The following is a 16,098-nucleotide window of genomic DNA, read 5'->3' as shown; positions in this document are numbered from 1 at the left end:
TCGCCGTGCGGTAGGCATTCACTCGGCGGACGGGGGTAGCCGGGCGAAGCCATGGTGGCGAACCGAGGGAGGAGGGGTCCCGTGTTCCGGATCATCGAGGACGTCGTCGAGGCGTGCATCATCGGGCCCGAGCTGAGGCGGGTCCTGCTGGAGCTGCGCTACGACACCGGTGACCCCTTCGCGATGTCGGTCGGGTTCGGCGCCGAGGCGGCGCTGGACCCGGAGGGGCGGCTCTGCTGGACGGCGGCCAGGGAACTGTTCGGCCAGGGGCTGAGCGCCCCGGCGGGCCGCGGGGACCTGCGCGTCCGCCCGTGGCAGCCGGGGACGGTGGGCGTGGAGTTCCACGGCGACGACGGCTGGGCGATCCTGGTCCTGGGGGCGGACGACCTCACGGCCTTCCTGCGCCGGACCTGGCAGGCGGTGCCCCCGGGCACCGAGCACCTGCTGACCCACTGGCCGGACACGGTGGCCGAACTGACCGGTGAGCCCGGCTGATCGCGGCGGGCTCGCCGTGGTGGGGCGGACGCGGTGGCGGATCCCGCCCGGTCCCGCCCGGTCCCGCAGGGGCCGGTCCGGGAAAGTCCGATCCGGTGAAGTCCGCGGCGGTCCGGCCGACATGCCCCGGAGGTTCCGGGGCAGACGGGCTTGTGAGCGGCGACCGCCCTGCGGTCGCCGGCCCGTCGGAGGAGGGATTCCGCGATGACCAGGATCGAGCAGTCCGTCGAGGTCGACGTGCCGCTGGCGGCGGCCTACGAGCAGTGGACGCGGCTGGAGGAGTTCCCGCAGTTCATGCGGGGCGTGGTCGGCATCGACCGGCTCGGTGAGGGGCGCACGCGCTGGGTGGTGGACGTGGCGGGCGCGCGCCGCGAGTTCGAGGCCCGCACCACCGAGCTGGTGCCCGACGAGCGGTTGGCCTGGGCGGCCGTCGCCGGAGAGGTGCGGCAGTCCGGGGTGGTGACGTTCCACCGCCTGGGTGAGCAGGCGACCAGGGTCATGCTGCAACTGGAGGTCGAGCCGCACGGCCTGATCGAACGGGTGGGGGAGGCGCTCGGCTTCGTCGACCGCCGGGTGATCGACGACCTCCACGACTTCAAGGCGCACGTCGAGTCCCGCTGGGACGTCGGGGCGGAGCACGACCGCCACCAGCGTTCCTGAGGGTGCCGGGGGAGGGCCGGGGCGGGACGACCCGCCGCAACCGGCCCTGCCCGTACGGGGTCTGCCGCACCCGGGGGCACCACCGAATCCCCACCCCCCGGCACCGAATCCCCACCCGCCCACCTGAACCCGCTCTGGATTTCCCGCACCGCCCGACCTTCCGTCACGCATCGTTCACGTCCCGGTCGCCGGCCTTCGGATGAATGGGCCCGGCCCCACAGTTGTACAGCCAACTGTCAGTGGGTCGACCCTCCCCAGCCCCCGTCACCAGCCGTGGACGGGCCAGGTCCGACGCCCCCCGCCGGCCGGCCCGAGCGGCGGACAGGACAACCGTGGCCACCGGCAGCACCCTGAGCCTCGCCATCCCCCCGAGTCCCGCCCTCCCCGTCGAAGGCGACCGCCTCACCTTCCACTGGACCACCGACGCACCCGACGCCAAGAACTGGGTCGGCATCTACGACGGCGACCGCAGGCCCGGCACCGGAAGTTCGCTGCTCTGGAAGTACACACCGGCCGGATCCGGTGACGTCCAGCTCGACACCTCGGCGCTCACCGGCGGCCCGTACACGGCCTACCTGCTGGCGAAGGACGGCTACGGCGTCCTCGCGCAGACCGCGCCGTTCACCTTCCGCCCCAAGCCGGCCGTGGTCCGCCCGCACGCCGCGGTGGACGCGCTCACCGCCACGCCCGTCGCGCCCGGCGCCGCCGTCAGCGTCCGGCTCGGCGGCCTCTGGTCCCGGCCGGCCGGGAACCCGCCCGGCAGCGCGGCGTTCCGGAAGATCAGCGGCCCCGCCTGGCTCGCCGTCGGCGCCGACGGCGCGGTCACCGGCACCGCCCCGGCCGGCCGGCCCGCGCGGGACCCGGAACTCCTCGTCGTCGGCGTCAAGGACGGCGCGGGCGCCACCGACACCGTCACCGTGCAGGTCCCGGTGGCCGACCCGGCAGGTCCGCTCCGGTTGAAGACGGCCTCCTGGAACCTCGCCGACGCGGGCGCGGCCTTCACCGACGCGGTGGAGAAGCAGCTGCGCGTCGTCCTCGCCCAGGGCCTGGACGTGCTCGGCCTCCAGGAGACCGCCGGCAGCGCCGCCCGGACGCTGGCCGACGCGCTCGGCTGGCACGCCTACCAGAGCCCCGGCAGCGTCGGGATCCTCAGCCGCTACCCGCTCACCGCGGTCACCCCGCCCACCGCGGACCTCCCCGCCGCCGGTGCCACCCTCCGACTCCCCGGCGGTCGTACCGTCCGGTTCTGGGCCGCGCACCTCGACGAGTCGGACTACGGCCCGTACGCCGTCCAGGACGGGCGGACCGCCGCCCAGGTCGTCGCCGCCGAGAACGGCTCGCTCCGCCTGCGGCAGGCGAAGGCACTGGCCGCCGCGCTCGCGGCCGACGCCGCCGCCGGTGTCCCGGTGGTGCTCGCCGGGGCGCTCGCCTCGCCCTCCCACCTGGACTGGACGGCCGCCACCGCCGCCGCGCACGGGGGAGCGGGCCCGGTCGCCTGGCCGGTCACCACGGCGCTCCAGGCCGCCGGCCTGACCGACACCTTCCGGGAGGAGTACCGCGACCCGGCCAAGGCGGCGGGGGTCACCTGGTCGCCGACCCGCAGGCAGCGCGCCGCCGGGAAGGCCGAGCCGCAGGACCGGATCGACTACGTCCTCCACCGGGGCCCGCTGAAGCTGGTCGAGGCGCACACCCTGGTCGCCGACTGGCCCGCCACCGGTACCGACCCGGCCGCGCTCGCGGCCAACCAGTGGCCCTCCGACGCCGCCGCTGCCGTCGCCACCTTCCAGCTCTGAGAGGCCAGTCCGCGATGTCCGAGCTCTCCCGCCGTACCTTCGTCGGCGCCACCGCCGCCGCCGGCGCCGCCGCCCTCACCGGCCTGCCCACCACCTCCGCCACGGCGGCGCCCGCGCCGGGGCGCCTCACCGGCACCATCAAGGACGTCCGTCACGTCGTCGTGCTGATGCAGGAGAACCGCAGCTTCGACCACTACTTCGGCACCCTGAACGGCGTGCGCGGCTTCGGCGACAAGCAGGCGCTGCAGTTCCCGGACGGCGCCGAGGTGTTCCGCCAGCCCGACCCGCGCCGCAGCGACGGCGGTGCGATGCTGCCGTACCGGATGGACACCTCCAAGTACAACGCGCAGAACGCCGGCGGTCTGCCGCACGACTGGGCCACCGGCCACCAGGCGATCAACAACGGCGCGATGAACAAGTGGATCGCCGCCAAGGGCGAGCGCACCATGGGCTACTTCTCGCGCGAGGACATCCCCTACCAGTACGCGCTGGCCGACGCGTTCACCCTCTGCGACGCCTACTTCACCTCGCTCGCCGGTCCGACCGACCCCAACCGCCTCTACCTGTGGACCGGCACCGCCGGCCCGGGCCGCGACGGCACCACCGGCCCCTGGATCGACAACACGCCGGTCACCGACAACCCCGTCGCCGACTGGACCACGTACGCGGAGCGGCTGGAACAGGCCGGCGTGACGTGGCGCGTCTACCACAACCCCAGCAAGGACGACCGCACCGGCGATTACGACGACAACGCACTTTCGTACTTCCGGCAGTTCCACGCCTTCCCGAAGGACGACCCGCGGTACGTCAACGCGATGACCAAGTTCGACCCGGCCGCCTTCGACGCCCACTGCAAGGACGGCTCCCTGCCGACCGTCTCCTGGCTGGTCGCGCCCTACCTGTTCTCCGAGCACCCCGAGGCCGGTCCGGCGTACGGCGCGCACTGGGTGAACCAGGCGCTGCAGTCGCTGATGTCCAACCCGGAGGTGTGGAAGCACACCGTCTTCCTCGTCATGTACGACGAGAACGACGGCTACTTCGACCACATGGTCCCGCCCACCCCCGAGCCCGGCACCCCGGAGGAGTTCACCCAGGGCCGCGCCATCGGCCTCGGCAACCGTGTCCCGCTCTGGGTCGCCTCGCCCTGGTCGCGCGGCGGCTGGGTCAACTCCCAGGTCTTCGACCACACGTCCGTCCTGCGCTTCATGGAGCAGGTCACCGGGGTCGCCGAACCCAACATCTCCGCCTGGCGCCGGGCCGTCTGCGGCGACCTCACCAGCTGCTTCGACTTCGCCGCGCCGAACCACTCGATACCGCAACTCCCGGACACCACGGCCCTGATGGCCCGGGCCGACGCGGGCACCAAGCTTCCGGGCGTCCAGCTCCCCACCACCGGTGCCCAGTCGATGCCCGTCCAGGAGCGCGGCGACCGGCCGCACCGCCACCTGCCGTACCAGCCCTGGGCCGACGTGGAGGTCGACCGGCGGACCGGCCGGGTCACCTGCACCATGACCAACGACGGCTCCGTCGCGTTCCCGTACACCGTCTACCCGAACATCGTCCACCCGTTCGCCGGCACGCCGTTCACCGTGGCGCCGGGCGCCTCCGCGACGTACCTGTGGGAGGCCGGGTCGACCAACGGCCGCTACGACTTCACCGTCCACGGCCCCGACGGCTTCGTCCGCCGCTTCGCCGGCACCGTGGTCCGGGACGGTGTGAACGGCCCCGCCGGCGTGAACGGGGCGAACGGGCCGGTCCACCCCGACGGACAGAACGACGTCGGCGTGCCGATCGTCACCGCCGACCTCTCCGGCTCCCGGCGGCTCACCCTGCAACTGGTCAACGACGGCATGACGGACGTCTGCTTCACCGCCGTGCCGAACGACTTCGCCGGCACCGCGCAGACCGTCCGGGTCAAGCCGGGCAAGCAGACGAACCTCGCCTGGCCGCTGGACAAGGAGGGCCGTTACGACGTGGTGGTCACCGCGGCCACCGGACTGCGGTTCACCCAGCGGTACGCGGGATGGGTGCACTGAGCACCTGACGGGCGGCCGGTGACCACGGCAGGTGGCCACCGGCCCCCGGAGCGCCGGCCCGGGGACGTCCGACCGGGGCGCCGAACCGGGGCGCCGAACCGGTGACCCCCGGCCGTGGCACCGCCGCCCGGCCGGGGGCCCGCCGCTACCGTCGGCTCCATGCAGAACATCACTCCGTGCCTCTGGTACGACGACGCCGCCGAGGAAGCCGTCCGCTTCTACACCTCGATCCTCCCCGACTCCCGGATCACGGGGGTCACCCACTACGGTGAGCCGGGCCCCGGCGTCCCCGGCCGGGTCCTGACCGTCAGCTTCGAACTCGGCGGCCGGCCGTTCGTCGCCCTCAACGGCGGCCCGTTGTTCCCGTTCACCGAGGCGGTCTCGCTCCAGATCGAGTGCGACGACCAGGCGGAGGTCGACCGGCTCTGGGAGGCGCTCCAGGAGGGCGGCGGCCAGGAGAGCCAGTGCGGCTGGCTCAAGGACCGCTGGGGCTTCAACTGGCAGGTCACCCCGCGCGTGCTGCTCGACCTGGTCAACGATCCGGACCGGGCCAAGGCCGACCGGGTCTTCGCGGCGATGCTGCAGATGAAGAAGATCGACATCCAGCAGCTGCTCGACGCCGCCCGCGGCTGACCCCGGCGCGCACCCGCCCCTGCCCGCCCCTGAACTCCCCTTCCCCGGACGGACCTCCCTGACGGCCCGTCCTCCCGTCCTCTCGCCCCGTCATCCCGTCCGTCAGCTCCGCTTCCGCCGCAGCCGGCCGGACCGCAGGCGCTCGCCCCGGACCAGCCGGCGCAGCCAGGCGAGCCGGGAGAACCGCTCCCGGTTCGCCACCGAGGCCCGGTCCAGTTCCTCCATCAGCCGCCGGCTGCGGTGCTCCAGGTCCAGTTCGTCGAGGATCCGGTCCACCTCGGCCAGCAGTGCGCCGTGCAGCTGCCAGGCCTCCGGATGCTCGCGGACCCGGTCGAGCAGCAGCCGGGCCACGTTCTCCCGGCTCGCCCAGGCGGCCGTCAGCTCGGCGGTCAGCCGCTGCTCGGCCTCCTCGGCGTTCCGGCTGACCTGGGTGGTGACCAGGACGGCGAAGCTCACCAGCGCGCCGCCGATGTGCGCGAGCAGCTCCTCCAGCGCCACCGCGACGTCCGGGGCGACCAGCGGCTCGCCGGGCGGGCGCCGCTTGGCGAGGTCGGTGAGCGACCGGGCGAGGACCCGGATCACCACCACGCAGATCTCCAGGGTGTCCAGGCCGGTCCGCAGCACCAGCCGGGAGAGCAGCCCCTCGCTGATCCGGGGGTTGAGCCGCAGGCTGTCCTCGGCCTGCCGGAGCGCGGCGTCGACGTCGGCGATCGCCTGGTCGAGCCGGCGCGCCTCGTGCAGCCGTTCGGCGGCGTGGGCGACGGGGGTGGGGCGGTCGAGCTGCTCGGCCAGGTCGAGCAGCAGCTGCCGGGCCCGGCGGGCGAGGTCCTCGATCGACTCGCCCGCCGTGTCGACCCACACCGGTGGCGCGAACAGCAGGTTGAACAGCAGTCCGACGACCGCGCCGATCAGGGTCTCCAGGACCCGGTCCCAGGCCTGGGAGGCGAGTTTGGTGACGCCCAGGATCAGCATCGCGCTGATCGCGACCTCCTGGACGAACTCGTCCACCCGGACGAACCGCCCGACGACCAGCGAGGCGAGGATGACCAGCCCCAGGCTCCACCAGGACAGCCCGACCACCGAGCTGAAGCCGATCGCGATCAGCACCCCGACCACCACCGAGTTGACCCGGCGGATGCTGGTCGTCAGCGTCGAGTAGACGGTGACCTGGACGACCAGCAGCGCCGTGAGCGGCGCGGTCAGCGGGGCGGGCTCGCTGCTCAGCCAGGTCGCCACCACGTAGGAGAGGGTGGCGGCGACGGTCGCGCGGACGGTCTGGACGACGAAGGGCTCGCGCGTGCCGCGGCGGACCGCGGCGGCGACGGAGTCCGGTAGCAGGGACATGCGGACCTTCTTCCCCGAAGCGCCGGTTCACACCACCCCGGGTCGTCCGACCGCCCCGCGCCCTCAGGGGCGGGGGCGCCGGTCCCGCAGCAGCTTCCACGGCGCGAGGGCGGACTCGACCTGCACGGAGAGGCTCATCTTGGACGCGCCCTTGACCCGCTCCTCGAAGCGGATCGGCACCTCCTTGACGGTGAGTCCGCGCTGCACCACCCGGTAGTTCAGCTCGACCTGGAACGAGTACCCGTTGCTGTTCACCGAGGACAGGTCGATCGCCCGCAGGGTCTCCGCCCGCCAGGCCTTGAAGCCGGCGGTGGCGTCCCGCACGCCCAGTCCGAGGATGGTGTTCACGTAGAAGTTGGCCCAGCTGGAGAGCGCCTTGCGGTGCCACGGCCACTCCGCGGCGGTCGAGCCGCCCGGCACGTACCGGGAGCCGAGCACCACGGCCGTGTCGTCGGCCAGCAGGGTCTCCACCATGGTCGGGAGGACGGCCGCCGGGTGGGACAGGTCGGCGTCCATCTGGACCACCACGTCCGCGCCCTGCTCCAGGGCCAGGGTCATGCCCGCGACGTAGGCCCGGCCGAGGCCGTCCTTCTCGGTGCGGTGCAGCACCCGGACGCGGCCGTCGGATCCGGCGGCGAGCTCGTCCGCGATCTTGCCGGTGCCGTCGGGCGAGTTGTCGTCGACGACCAGGAGGTGGAGGTCGGGCAGGTCGAGGTCGGCGAGCAGTCCGGCGAGGACCGGAAGGTTCTCCCGTTCGTTGTAGGTGGGTACGACCACAACGACCTTCGGGGAGGCCTCGACCATGTTCTGTCCCTCGCGTGCTCTCCGGCCGGTGCCGCGCAGTGGCACCGGTTCGGACGGATGTCCGGTACTACGGCCGTGCGAGTCTATCCGCGGCGGTTCGTAGGCTGTCCCGGTGGGTCCGGCCACCGGTCGGGCGGGCACGTCCCGAGGGCCGGCCGGAGTCCGCGCGGGTGTCGCGGACGGACCGGCCGGCGCACCGTCACCGGCCTAGCGGGACCGGCGGGAGCTCCAGGCGGGGGCGACGATCGCGACCAGCGCGACGGCGAAGCCGATCTGCAAGAGGTGCCGGATCCAGTCGATGCCGGAGGTGTGGCGGACGCCGATCCAGCCGGCCATCGCATTGCCCAGCCAGGCGCCGGCCGCGCCGAGCAGCATGGTGAGCCACCACGGGATCGACTGCGGTCCGCGGAGGATCAGTTTGGCCAGCACCCCCAGCACGAAGCCGATGAGCAGAATCCACAGGAGCTGGAACATCGCATTCCACCTTTCGAGGCGCGTTTCCCCATGATCGCCCGAACGGCCCGGACCGGCACCTCGACCGCGTGGTCACGCCCCTCGATCCCGTCAGCCCGCCGTCCCGCCCGCCGGGCCCGCACCGCCGCCGCCCCCGCTCAGCGCGGCTCCGGTCGCCGGGTCGAAGACGTGGAGCCGTTCGGTGTCGATCCACAGCTCCAGCGGGGCCCCTTCGGCCGCCCGGGTGGCGGTGCCGATCCGCGCCACGACCTCCCGCCCGGGCGCCCCGGCACCGGCCTCCCGCTGCTGCGCGCCGAGCTCCTCCAGACCGCCCCCGACGACCGGATCACCCTCGACGGTGAAGTGCACGAACACGTCCGAGCCCACCGACTCCACGACCTCGACCCCGACCGTGACGGTCGCTCCGCCGACCGGGTGCTCCAGCAGTGCGGCGTCCTCGAAGTGCTCCGGGCGGATGCCGACCACCACTTCGCGCGGCGCGTCGGCGGCCGTGAGGCCCCGGCGCAGCCGGTCGCCCACCGGCAGGTCGCCGAGCGCGGTGCGCAGCACGCCCTCCTCCAGCCGTCCGTGCAGCAGGTTCATCCCGGGCGAGCCGATGAAGCCGGCGACGAACAGGTTGGCCGGCCCGTCGTAGAGCCGCTGGGGCGCGCCGACCTGCTGGACGACGCCCGCGCGGAGCACCACCACCCGGTCGCCGAGCGTCATCGCCTCGACCTGGTCGTGGGTGACGTAGACGGTGGTGGTGCCGAGGCGGCGCTGGAGCCGGGAGATCTGGGTGCGCATCTGCACCCGCAGCTTGGCGTCCAGGTTGGAGAGCGGTTCGTCCATGAGGAACGCCTTGGGGTCGCGGACGATCGCCCGTCCCATGGCGACGCGCTGGCGCTGCCCGCCGGAGAGGAGGGCGGGCCGGCGGTCGAGGTGTTCGGTGAGGTCGAGGATCCGGGCGGCCTCCTCGACCTTGGCGGCGACGACGGCCTTGTCGGTCCTGGCGAGCCGCAGCGCGAAGCCCATGTTCTGGCGGACGGTCATGTGCGGGTAGAGCGCGTAGCTCTGGAACACCATCGCGATGTCGCGGTCCTTGGGCGCGCGGTCGTTGACCACCTGCCCGCCGATCCGCAGGGTGCCCCCGGTGATGTCCTCCAGGCCGGCGATCATGTTGAGGGTGGTGGACTTCCCGCAGCCCGAGGGGCCGACCAGGATGACGAACTCACCGTCCGCCACGGTCAGGTCGACGTCGCGGACGGCGACCGAGCCGTCCGGGTAGCGCTTGGTGATGCCGTCGAGGACGATCTCGGCCATGGGTTCTGGTCACCCCTTCACTGCGCCGGCGGTGAGGCCGGCCACGATGCGGCGCTGGAAGAACAGGACGAAGAGCACGATCGGCACCGTGATCACCACGGCCGCGGCGGCGATCGAGCCGGTCGGCTGCTGGAACTGGGAACTGCCGGTGAAGAAGGCGATCGCGGCCGGGACGGTCCGGGCCGCGTCGGTGGAGGTCAGCGAGATCGCGAAGAGGAAGTCGTTCCAGCAGAAGATGAAGACCAGGATGCCGGTGGTGAACACCCCGGGCGCGGCCAGCGGGGCGATGACCAGGCGGAACGCCTGGGCGGGTGTCGCGCCGTCCACCTTGGCGGCCTTCTCCAGGTCCCACGGGATCTCCCGGAAGAAGGCCGACAGGGTGTAGATCGCCAGCGGCAGCGAGAAGGTCATGTAGGGGATGATCAGCCCGAGCCAGGTGTCGAAGAGGCCGAGCACGCGCTCGATCTCGAAGAGCGGCGAGACCAGGGAGATCGGCGGGAACATCGCGATCAGCAGGGACATCCCGATCAGCAGCCGCTTCCCGGGGAAGCGCAGCCGGGCCACCGCGTAGGCCGCCATGGTGGCGAGCACGAGGGCGAGCGTGGTGGCGATCACCGCGATGCCGATCGAGTTGACGAGGGCCCGGGTGAACTCCGAGGTGCGGAAGATGCCGCGGTAGTTCTCCAGCGTCCAGCTGCGCGGGACGAAGTCGCCGTCGGACAGGGTGCCCGGGTCCTTGAACGACAGTGCGGCGATCCACCAGACCGGGAACAGCGCGTACAGCACCACCACCAGGTTGACCACGCCCCAGCCGGTCCGGGCACGGGCCTGGCGGGCGGTCACCGGCGCTCCGTCGCGCCGCCCGGCGCGGCGGCGCCGAAGACCTTGACGAAGACCAGGGCGATCGCCGCCACGCAGAGGAAGATCAGCACCGAGATCGCCGAGCCGATCCCCAGGTTGAGCGCGGTGAAGAGGTTGTCGTATCCGAGGATCGACACCGAGCCGGTGTCGTTGGCACCGCCGGTCAGCACGTAGATGTTGTCGAAGATCCGGAACGCGTCCAGGGTGCGGAACAGCAGGGCCACCAGGACGGCGGGCTTCATCAGCGGCAGGACGACCAGCCGCAGCCGTTGCCCGAAGCCGGCGCCGTCGACCATCGCGGCCCGGACGGTCTCGGTGGGCACCAGCGCCAGCCCGGCCAGCAGCAGGAGCGCCATGAACGGGGTGGTCTTCCACACCTCGGCCAGGATGATCAGCCCGATCGCCGGCCAGTGCTCGGTGAGCGGGGCGCTGCCCTCCGGGAGCAGCGCCGCCAGGTAGCCGGTGCCCGGCGTCCAGGCGTACTGCCAGGAGTAGGCGGCGACCACCGTCACGATGCCGTACGGCACCAGTACCGCCGTGCGCACCAGGCCCCGGCCGACCACCGCCCGGTGCATCACCAGCGCCAGGGCCAGGCCGAGCACCAGCTCGACGGTGACCGAGACGGCGGTGATCAGCACCGTCACCCCCAGGGCCTGCCACCAGTACGGGGAGGAGAGCACGGCCCCGTAGTTGGCGAGCCCGACGAACGAGGCCCGGTCCGGGAAGCGCAGGTCGTAGCGCTGGAGCGAGAGGTACACGGCGTAGCCGACCGGGTAGGCCGTCACGAGGGTCATCACCAGCACGGCGGGGGCGCACAGCAGCCAGCCGAGCCGGCGCTCCTCGCGGGAGCCGGCCGACCTCCGGCCCGGCGGTGCGTCCGGGCGGGGCGGGCGGGCGGTGGTGGCGGTCATGGGATCAGCCCCTTCGAGCCGAGCGCGTCCCTGATCTGGCCGGAGAGCGCCGCGACGGTGCGTTCCGGGTCGACCGCCGAGGGCGGCGAGAGGGCGTGCGCGACGGCGATCGAGACGTTCTGGTACGCGGGCGTCTGCGGCCGTACCGAGGCGGTGTCCAGGGCCGCCAGGACGTCGGCGGCGAACGGGTAGCTGTCGGTGAGCTCGGCGGCGGTGTACAGGCTGCGCAGGGAGGGCGGCAGACCGCCCTTGAGCGCGTTGGCCAGTTGGTTGTCGCGGTTGCGCAGGCAGAGGGTGGCCTCCTGGGCCAGGTCGGGGTGGCGGGAGTAGGCGCCGACGGCCAGGTCGATGCCGCCGATGGTGACGGTGGCGGGCCGTCCCGGGACGACGGCGGGGTAGGGCGCCCAGCGGAAGTGCGGGAACAGTTCGGGCTCGTTGGCCTTCATCGACGGGTAGACGAAGGGGTAGTTGAGCTCGAAGGCGGCGGTCCCGGACTCCGTCGCCAGCCGGTTCTGGTCCTCCATCTGGTTGGCGAGGGAGGGGTCGGCGGCGGGGGAGCGGGCCAGGTCGCGGATGACCTGCGCGGCGGCGACGGCCGGCTCGCCCAGCGACGGCGCGGACGCGTCCGGGGTGAGGATCGACCCGCCGGCGCTGGTGACCAGGGTGTTGAACCAGACCGTCAGACCCTCGTACTGGGCGCCCTGGGTCTCGACGAAGTGGGGCTTGCCCTCGGCGGCCAGTTGCCGGGCCCGGTCGAGCAGTTCGGCCCAGGTGCGCGGTGCGCTGGGGACCAGGTCGTCGCGGTACCAGAGCAGTTGGGTGTTGGAGTTGTACGGGACGGCGTAGAGCCGGTCCTTCCAGGTGGCGGTGCGCAGGGCGGCGGCCAGGGTGTCCTCGCTCGCCCGCTCCCGCAGCGGGCCGGTCCACTCGCGGGCCCAGCCGGCCTCGGCGAACTCGGCGGTCCAGGTGACGTCCAGCCCCATGATGTCGACGCCGCTGTCGTGCGCGGCGAGCCGGCGGACCAGCTGCTGGCGCTGGCCGTCGGCGGTGCGCGGCAGCTTGTTGTAGCGGATCGTGTAGCGGCCGCCGGAGGCGCTGCCGCAGGAGTCGGCGGCCTGCTGGAGCGCGCCCGAGTCGTCGGGGAAGTTGTACCAGTCGAGGGTGACCGGGCCGTTCCCGGTTCCGTTCCCGGCGCCGCTGCCGCAGGCGGCGAGCGCCCAGGTGAGCAGCAGGACCAGGACGAGCGCGGTGCGGTCGCGGACTCCGGTCATCGTGGTCCCTCCCGTCGGCGGCCTGCGGGTGGCCACGCTAGGCGGTCGGGCCGGAGGGGCCCGGAGCCGGCGACGGGACACACCCGGGGACCGCCCGCGCGGCCTAAGGCCCGGCCCGGCGCGGTCGTCGGGCCGGGCCTCACACCGCGGTCAGGGCGCCGGGACGAGGGTGGAGCCGACGAGGTGTTCGGCCAGGCCGGTCCGGCCCGCCTCGCGGTACCAGCGGCGCTGGCGGTCGGCGCCGTTCCCGTTCTGCCGGAACGCCTGCCACAGGTCGGACACCCGGTCGGTGTCGCCGGCGGCGTCGAGACCGGGGGCGATCCGGGCCCACAGCTCCTCGATCACGGCGGCGGTGGGGCGGGCGACGCCGTCCAGCGGGGAGATCAGGGCGCCGTGCAGGCCGGCGTGCGCGGCGTGCCAGGTGGCGGCGCGCACCAGCTCGTCGGGCGTCTCCGGACGCGGGCGCCCGGCCCGCTCGTCCAGGACCGCCGAGGTCACCAGGGCGCGGATCAGGCCGGCGAAGAGCTCGGCGTCCGCCACCGTCAGCTGGACGTCGGCCGCCCGCACCTCGACGGTGGGGTAGCGGGCGGAGAGGCGGGCGTGCCAGTACACCTGGCCCTCGTCGGTGATCGCCCCGGCGGTGAGCAGCGCGTCCACCCGGCGTCGGTGGTCGGCCGCGTCGCGGAAGAGCGGCGGCGGGCCGCTGACCGCCCACTGGTCGAACTGGACCGTGCGCCAGCTGGCGAAGTGGGTGTCGCGGTCGCGCCAGTACGGCGAGTTGGCGGCCATCGCGACCACGACCGGCAGCCAGGGGCGCAGCCGGACGAGGGCGCCGAGCCGCTCCTCCGGGTCGGGGACGCCGACGTGGACGTGCATGCCGTTGAGCATGAGGTCGTCCACCAGGGAGGGCGCCTGGCGGCGGGCCCGCCGGTAGCGGTCACCGTCGGTGACCGGGACGGGCCCGTCATGGCCGAACGGGGCAGCCCCGACGGGCACGACGCGGCAGCCGTTGCGCGCGGCCGCGGCGCTCAGTCCGGCGCGGATGCGGACCAGGTGGCGGGAGACCGCCGCGAGGTCCTCGCAGACCGGTGTGGCCGTCTCCACCTGCACCTGGAGCAGCTCGTGCTGGGCCTCGTCCGGCCGCAGCGCGGGCGCCAGGTCGGCGGCGGCCAGGACCTCGGCGGCGCGGGGGACGGGTGTCGCGTCCCGCGGGTCGATCAGTAGGTACTCTTCCTCGACTCCGAGTGTCAGCATGGCCTCCCGGCTACCCCGGCAGGCCGTTCCCACGCCGCGGACGGGCGGCGTCCCGGGCTGGCGGGAGGCCGGCGGGAGGCCGGAGGGCGGGACGGACGCCCGGCAGGCGGGGTGGGTCCGCCCCCGGATCCGCCGGACGGCAGCCGTTTGGTGCTGCCGGGAGCGGTTAGGCGAGAGGCCGGCGCCCGGTTCCCGGAGGACTTCGCCGCCGGCCGCGAGGGCCGTCCCGGCGGGGCCGGTCCCCTGCCGTCCCGTCCCGTCCCGAACGACCGAAGGAGCTCCCGCATGCACGCGACCCAGGCGTCCCCGCTCGGCCCCGGCTCCGACCTGGCCGACCTCGGCGAACTCGCCCAGCAGCTCCGGGTGGACGCGGTCCGGGCCGGCACCGCCGCCGGCTCCGGGCACCCCACCTCGGCCCTGTCCGCCGCCGACCTGGTGGCCGTGCTGGCCGCCCGCCACCTGCGCTACGACTGGGAGGACCCGGCGAACCCGGGGAACGACCACTTCGTCCTCTCCAAGGGGCACGCCTCGCCCCTGCTCTACGCGATGCTCCGGGCCGCCGGAGCGATCTCGGAGGACGAACTCCTGACCACCTACCGGCGCGCCGGGGCCCGCTTGCAGGGCCACCCGACGCCGGTGCTGCCCTGGGTGGACGTGGCCACCGGCTCGCTCGGCCAGGGGATCGGCTACGGGGTGGGGATCGCGCTGGCCGGCCGGGACCTCGAACACCGGCCGTACCACGTCTGGGTGCTGTGCGGGGACGGCGAGATGGCCGAGGGGTCGGTCTGGGAGGCCCTGGACGCGGCAGGGCACCACCGGCTCGCCAACCTCACCGTGATCGTCGACGTCAACCGCCTCGGCCAGTCGGGCCCCACCGCACTGGGCCGGGACGTGGACGCCTACGCCCGGCGGATCGAGGCGTTCGGGTGCCGCGCCCTGGTCGTCGACGGCCACGACCCGGCCGCCGTGGACGAGGCGCTGCGGACCGCCGCCGACGGCCTGCAGCCGACCGTGGTGGTCGCCGGCACGGTGAAGGGCCGGGGCTTCGCCGAGGTGGAGGACGCCGAGGGGTGGCACGGCAAGCCCTTCCCCGAGGACATGGCCGCGCGGGCGGTCGAGGAACTGGGCGGGGTCCGCCACCTGCGGGTCCGCGGCCCGAGGCCGCCCGCCGCACCGGCCCCGACTCCGGCTCAGGCACCCGCCCCGATTCCGGCTCAGGCTCGGACACCGGCCCCGGGCGCGACGCCCGCCCCGGTCGGCACCGGCCGCCCGGTGGAGCTGCCGGTCTTCGAGGTCGGCGACGAGGTGGCCACCCGGGCGGCGTACGGCCGGACCCTGGTCGCGCTCGGCGACGCCCGCCCGGAGGTGGTGGTCCTGGACGCCGAGGTCGGCAACTCCACCACCACCGAGGACTTCGCCGAGGCCCACCCGGACCGCTTCTTCCAGTCGTACATCGCCGAACAGCAGATGGTGGCCACCGCCGTCGGGATGGCCGTCCGCGGCTACCGGCCCTACGCCACCACCTTCGCCGCGTTCCTCACCCGGGCCCACGACTTCGTCCGGATGGCGGCCGTCTCCCGGGTGGACCTGGCGCTGTGCGGGACCCACTGCGGGGTGGAGATCGGCCCCGACGGCCCCTCCCAGATGGGGCTGGAGGACCTCGCGATGATGCGGGCCGTCCGGGGCTCCACGGTGCTGTACCCCGCCGACGCGACCTGCACCGCCGCTCTCACCGCCACCATGGCCGACCTGGACGGGATCTCCTACCTGCGCGCCACCAGGGGCGCCCACCCCGTCCTCTATCCCGAGGGCGAGACCTTTCCCGTCGGCGGATCCAAGAACCTTCGGGGCGGCGGGGAAGGGGACCGGGTGACCCTGCTCGGCGCCGGTGTCACCGTCCACGAGTGCCTGAAGGCCGCCGACCGGCTCGCCGAACTCGGCGTCGCGACCCGGGTGATCGACCTCTACTCGGTCAAACCGCTGGACGCCGCCGCCGTACGGCGCGCCGCCCAGCAGACCGGGGCCCTGGTCGTCGTCGAGGACCACCACCCCGAGGGCGGCCTCGGCGAGGCGGTGCTCACCGCGCTCGCCGGCGAACGGCACGGCCCGGCCGTCGCCCACCTGGCGGTCCGCACCCTGCCCGGCTCGGGCACCTCCGCCGAACTCCTCGCCGAAGCCGGCATCGACGCCGACGCCATCACCTCGGCGGCCCTCGACGTGACCGGTGCGAGGCAGACGGCCTGACCGGCCGGCAGCCGGCAGG

The 16,098-nt window shown here is 73.9% G+C and carries 14 protein-coding genes; 6 read left to right on the top strand and 8 right to left on the bottom strand.

What is annotated here, in order from left to right; genetic code table 11:
- The first annotated feature begins 81 nt into the window (after positions 1 to 81).
- From ACFWOG_RS20615 to ACFWOG_RS20595, 5 genes are all read left to right on the top strand, one after another.
- A complete protein-coding gene (locus ACFWOG_RS20615; RefSeq protein WP_329881187.1) occupies positions 82 to 495 on the top strand; it encodes an SsgA family sporulation/cell division regulator in 414 nt (137 codons plus the stop codon).
- Positions 496 to 699: 204 nt separating this feature from the next.
- Positions 700 to 1,155, top strand: a complete 456-nt coding sequence (locus ACFWOG_RS20610; protein WP_329881185.1) for an SRPBCC family protein — start codon at positions 700 to 702, stop codon at positions 1,153 to 1,155.
- A gap of 332 nt (positions 1,156 to 1,487) precedes the next feature.
- Complete coding sequence (locus ACFWOG_RS20605) at positions 1,488 to 2,948, top strand: endonuclease/exonuclease/phosphatase family protein (protein ID WP_329951822.1); 1,461 nt, start codon at positions 1,488 to 1,490, stop codon at positions 2,946 to 2,948.
- A gap of 14 nt (positions 2,949 to 2,962) precedes the next feature.
- Positions 2,963 to 4,984 carry a phosphocholine-specific phospholipase C gene (locus ACFWOG_RS20600; RefSeq protein ID WP_380360104.1) on the top strand — a complete coding sequence of 674 codons (2,022 nt, stop codon included), beginning with the start codon at positions 2,963 to 2,965 and terminating at the stop codon, positions 4,982 to 4,984.
- Positions 4,985 to 5,143: 159 nt separating this feature from the next.
- Positions 5,144 to 5,617, top strand: a complete 474-nt coding sequence (locus ACFWOG_RS20595) for a VOC family protein (RefSeq protein WP_329881182.1) — start codon at positions 5,144 to 5,146, stop codon at positions 5,615 to 5,617.
- 102 nt (positions 5,618 to 5,719) lie between these two features.
- On the opposite strand, the gene ACFWOG_RS20590 is transcribed toward ACFWOG_RS20595, so the two are convergent.
- From ACFWOG_RS20590 to ACFWOG_RS20555, 8 genes are all read right to left on the bottom strand, one after another.
- On the bottom strand, positions 5,720 to 6,961 hold the full coding sequence (locus ACFWOG_RS20590) for an aromatic acid exporter family protein (protein WP_329881180.1): 1,242 nt from the start codon (positions 6,959 to 6,961) through the stop codon (positions 5,720 to 5,722).
- Between the two features lie 63 nt (positions 6,962 to 7,024).
- Entirely contained in the window at positions 7,025 to 7,765 is a 741-nt protein-coding gene (locus tag ACFWOG_RS20585; RefSeq protein ID WP_329881179.1) for a polyprenol monophosphomannose synthase, read from the bottom strand.
- Between the two features lie 207 nt (positions 7,766 to 7,972).
- Positions 7,973 to 8,239, bottom strand: a complete 267-nt coding sequence (locus tag ACFWOG_RS20580; protein WP_329881178.1) for a GlsB/YeaQ/YmgE family stress response membrane protein — start codon at positions 8,237 to 8,239, stop codon at positions 7,973 to 7,975.
- Positions 8,240 to 8,329: 90 nt separating this feature from the next.
- Positions 8,330 to 9,538, bottom strand: a complete 1,209-nt coding sequence (locus tag ACFWOG_RS20575; RefSeq protein WP_380360101.1) for an ABC transporter ATP-binding protein — start codon at positions 9,536 to 9,538, stop codon at positions 8,330 to 8,332.
- 9 nt (positions 9,539 to 9,547) lie between these two features.
- Positions 9,548 to 10,381 (bottom strand): carbohydrate ABC transporter permease, encoded by an 834-nt coding sequence (locus tag ACFWOG_RS20570; RefSeq protein WP_329881174.1) that lies wholly within the window; start codon positions 10,379 to 10,381, stop codon positions 9,548 to 9,550.
- A complete protein-coding gene (locus tag ACFWOG_RS20565; RefSeq protein WP_329881172.1) occupies positions 10,378 to 11,310 on the bottom strand; it encodes a sugar ABC transporter permease in 933 nt (310 codons plus the stop codon). The genes ACFWOG_RS20570 and ACFWOG_RS20565 overlap by 4 nt, the downstream gene beginning before the upstream one ends.
- On the bottom strand, positions 11,307 to 12,581 hold the full coding sequence (locus tag ACFWOG_RS20560) for an ABC transporter substrate-binding protein (RefSeq protein ID WP_380360098.1): 1,275 nt from the start codon (positions 12,579 to 12,581) through the stop codon (positions 11,307 to 11,309). The genes ACFWOG_RS20565 and ACFWOG_RS20560 overlap by 4 nt, the downstream gene beginning before the upstream one ends.
- Positions 12,582 to 12,731: 150 nt before the next feature.
- Positions 12,732 to 13,835 (bottom strand): glutamate--cysteine ligase, encoded by a 1,104-nt coding sequence (locus ACFWOG_RS20555; RefSeq protein ID WP_355404904.1) that lies wholly within the window; start codon positions 13,833 to 13,835, stop codon positions 12,732 to 12,734.
- Positions 13,836 to 14,120: 285 nt separating this feature from the next.
- Here ACFWOG_RS20555 and ACFWOG_RS20550 point away from each other — a divergent pair, with 285 nt between their 5' ends.
- Positions 14,121 to 16,079, top strand: a complete 1,959-nt coding sequence (locus tag ACFWOG_RS20550; RefSeq protein WP_380360096.1) for a transketolase — start codon at positions 14,121 to 14,123, stop codon at positions 16,077 to 16,079.
- The last annotated feature ends 19 nt before the right edge of the window (positions 16,080 to 16,098 follow it).

Origin of the sequence: Kitasatospora sp. NPDC058406, from assembly GCF_042722765.1 — a bacterium.
In the GTDB taxonomy this organism is placed as follows: Bacteria; Actinomycetota; Actinomycetes; order Streptomycetales; family Streptomycetaceae; genus Kitasatospora.
Note: the sequence above shows the minus strand (reverse complement) of the source record. Positions and strands in the feature narration are given on the sequence as shown.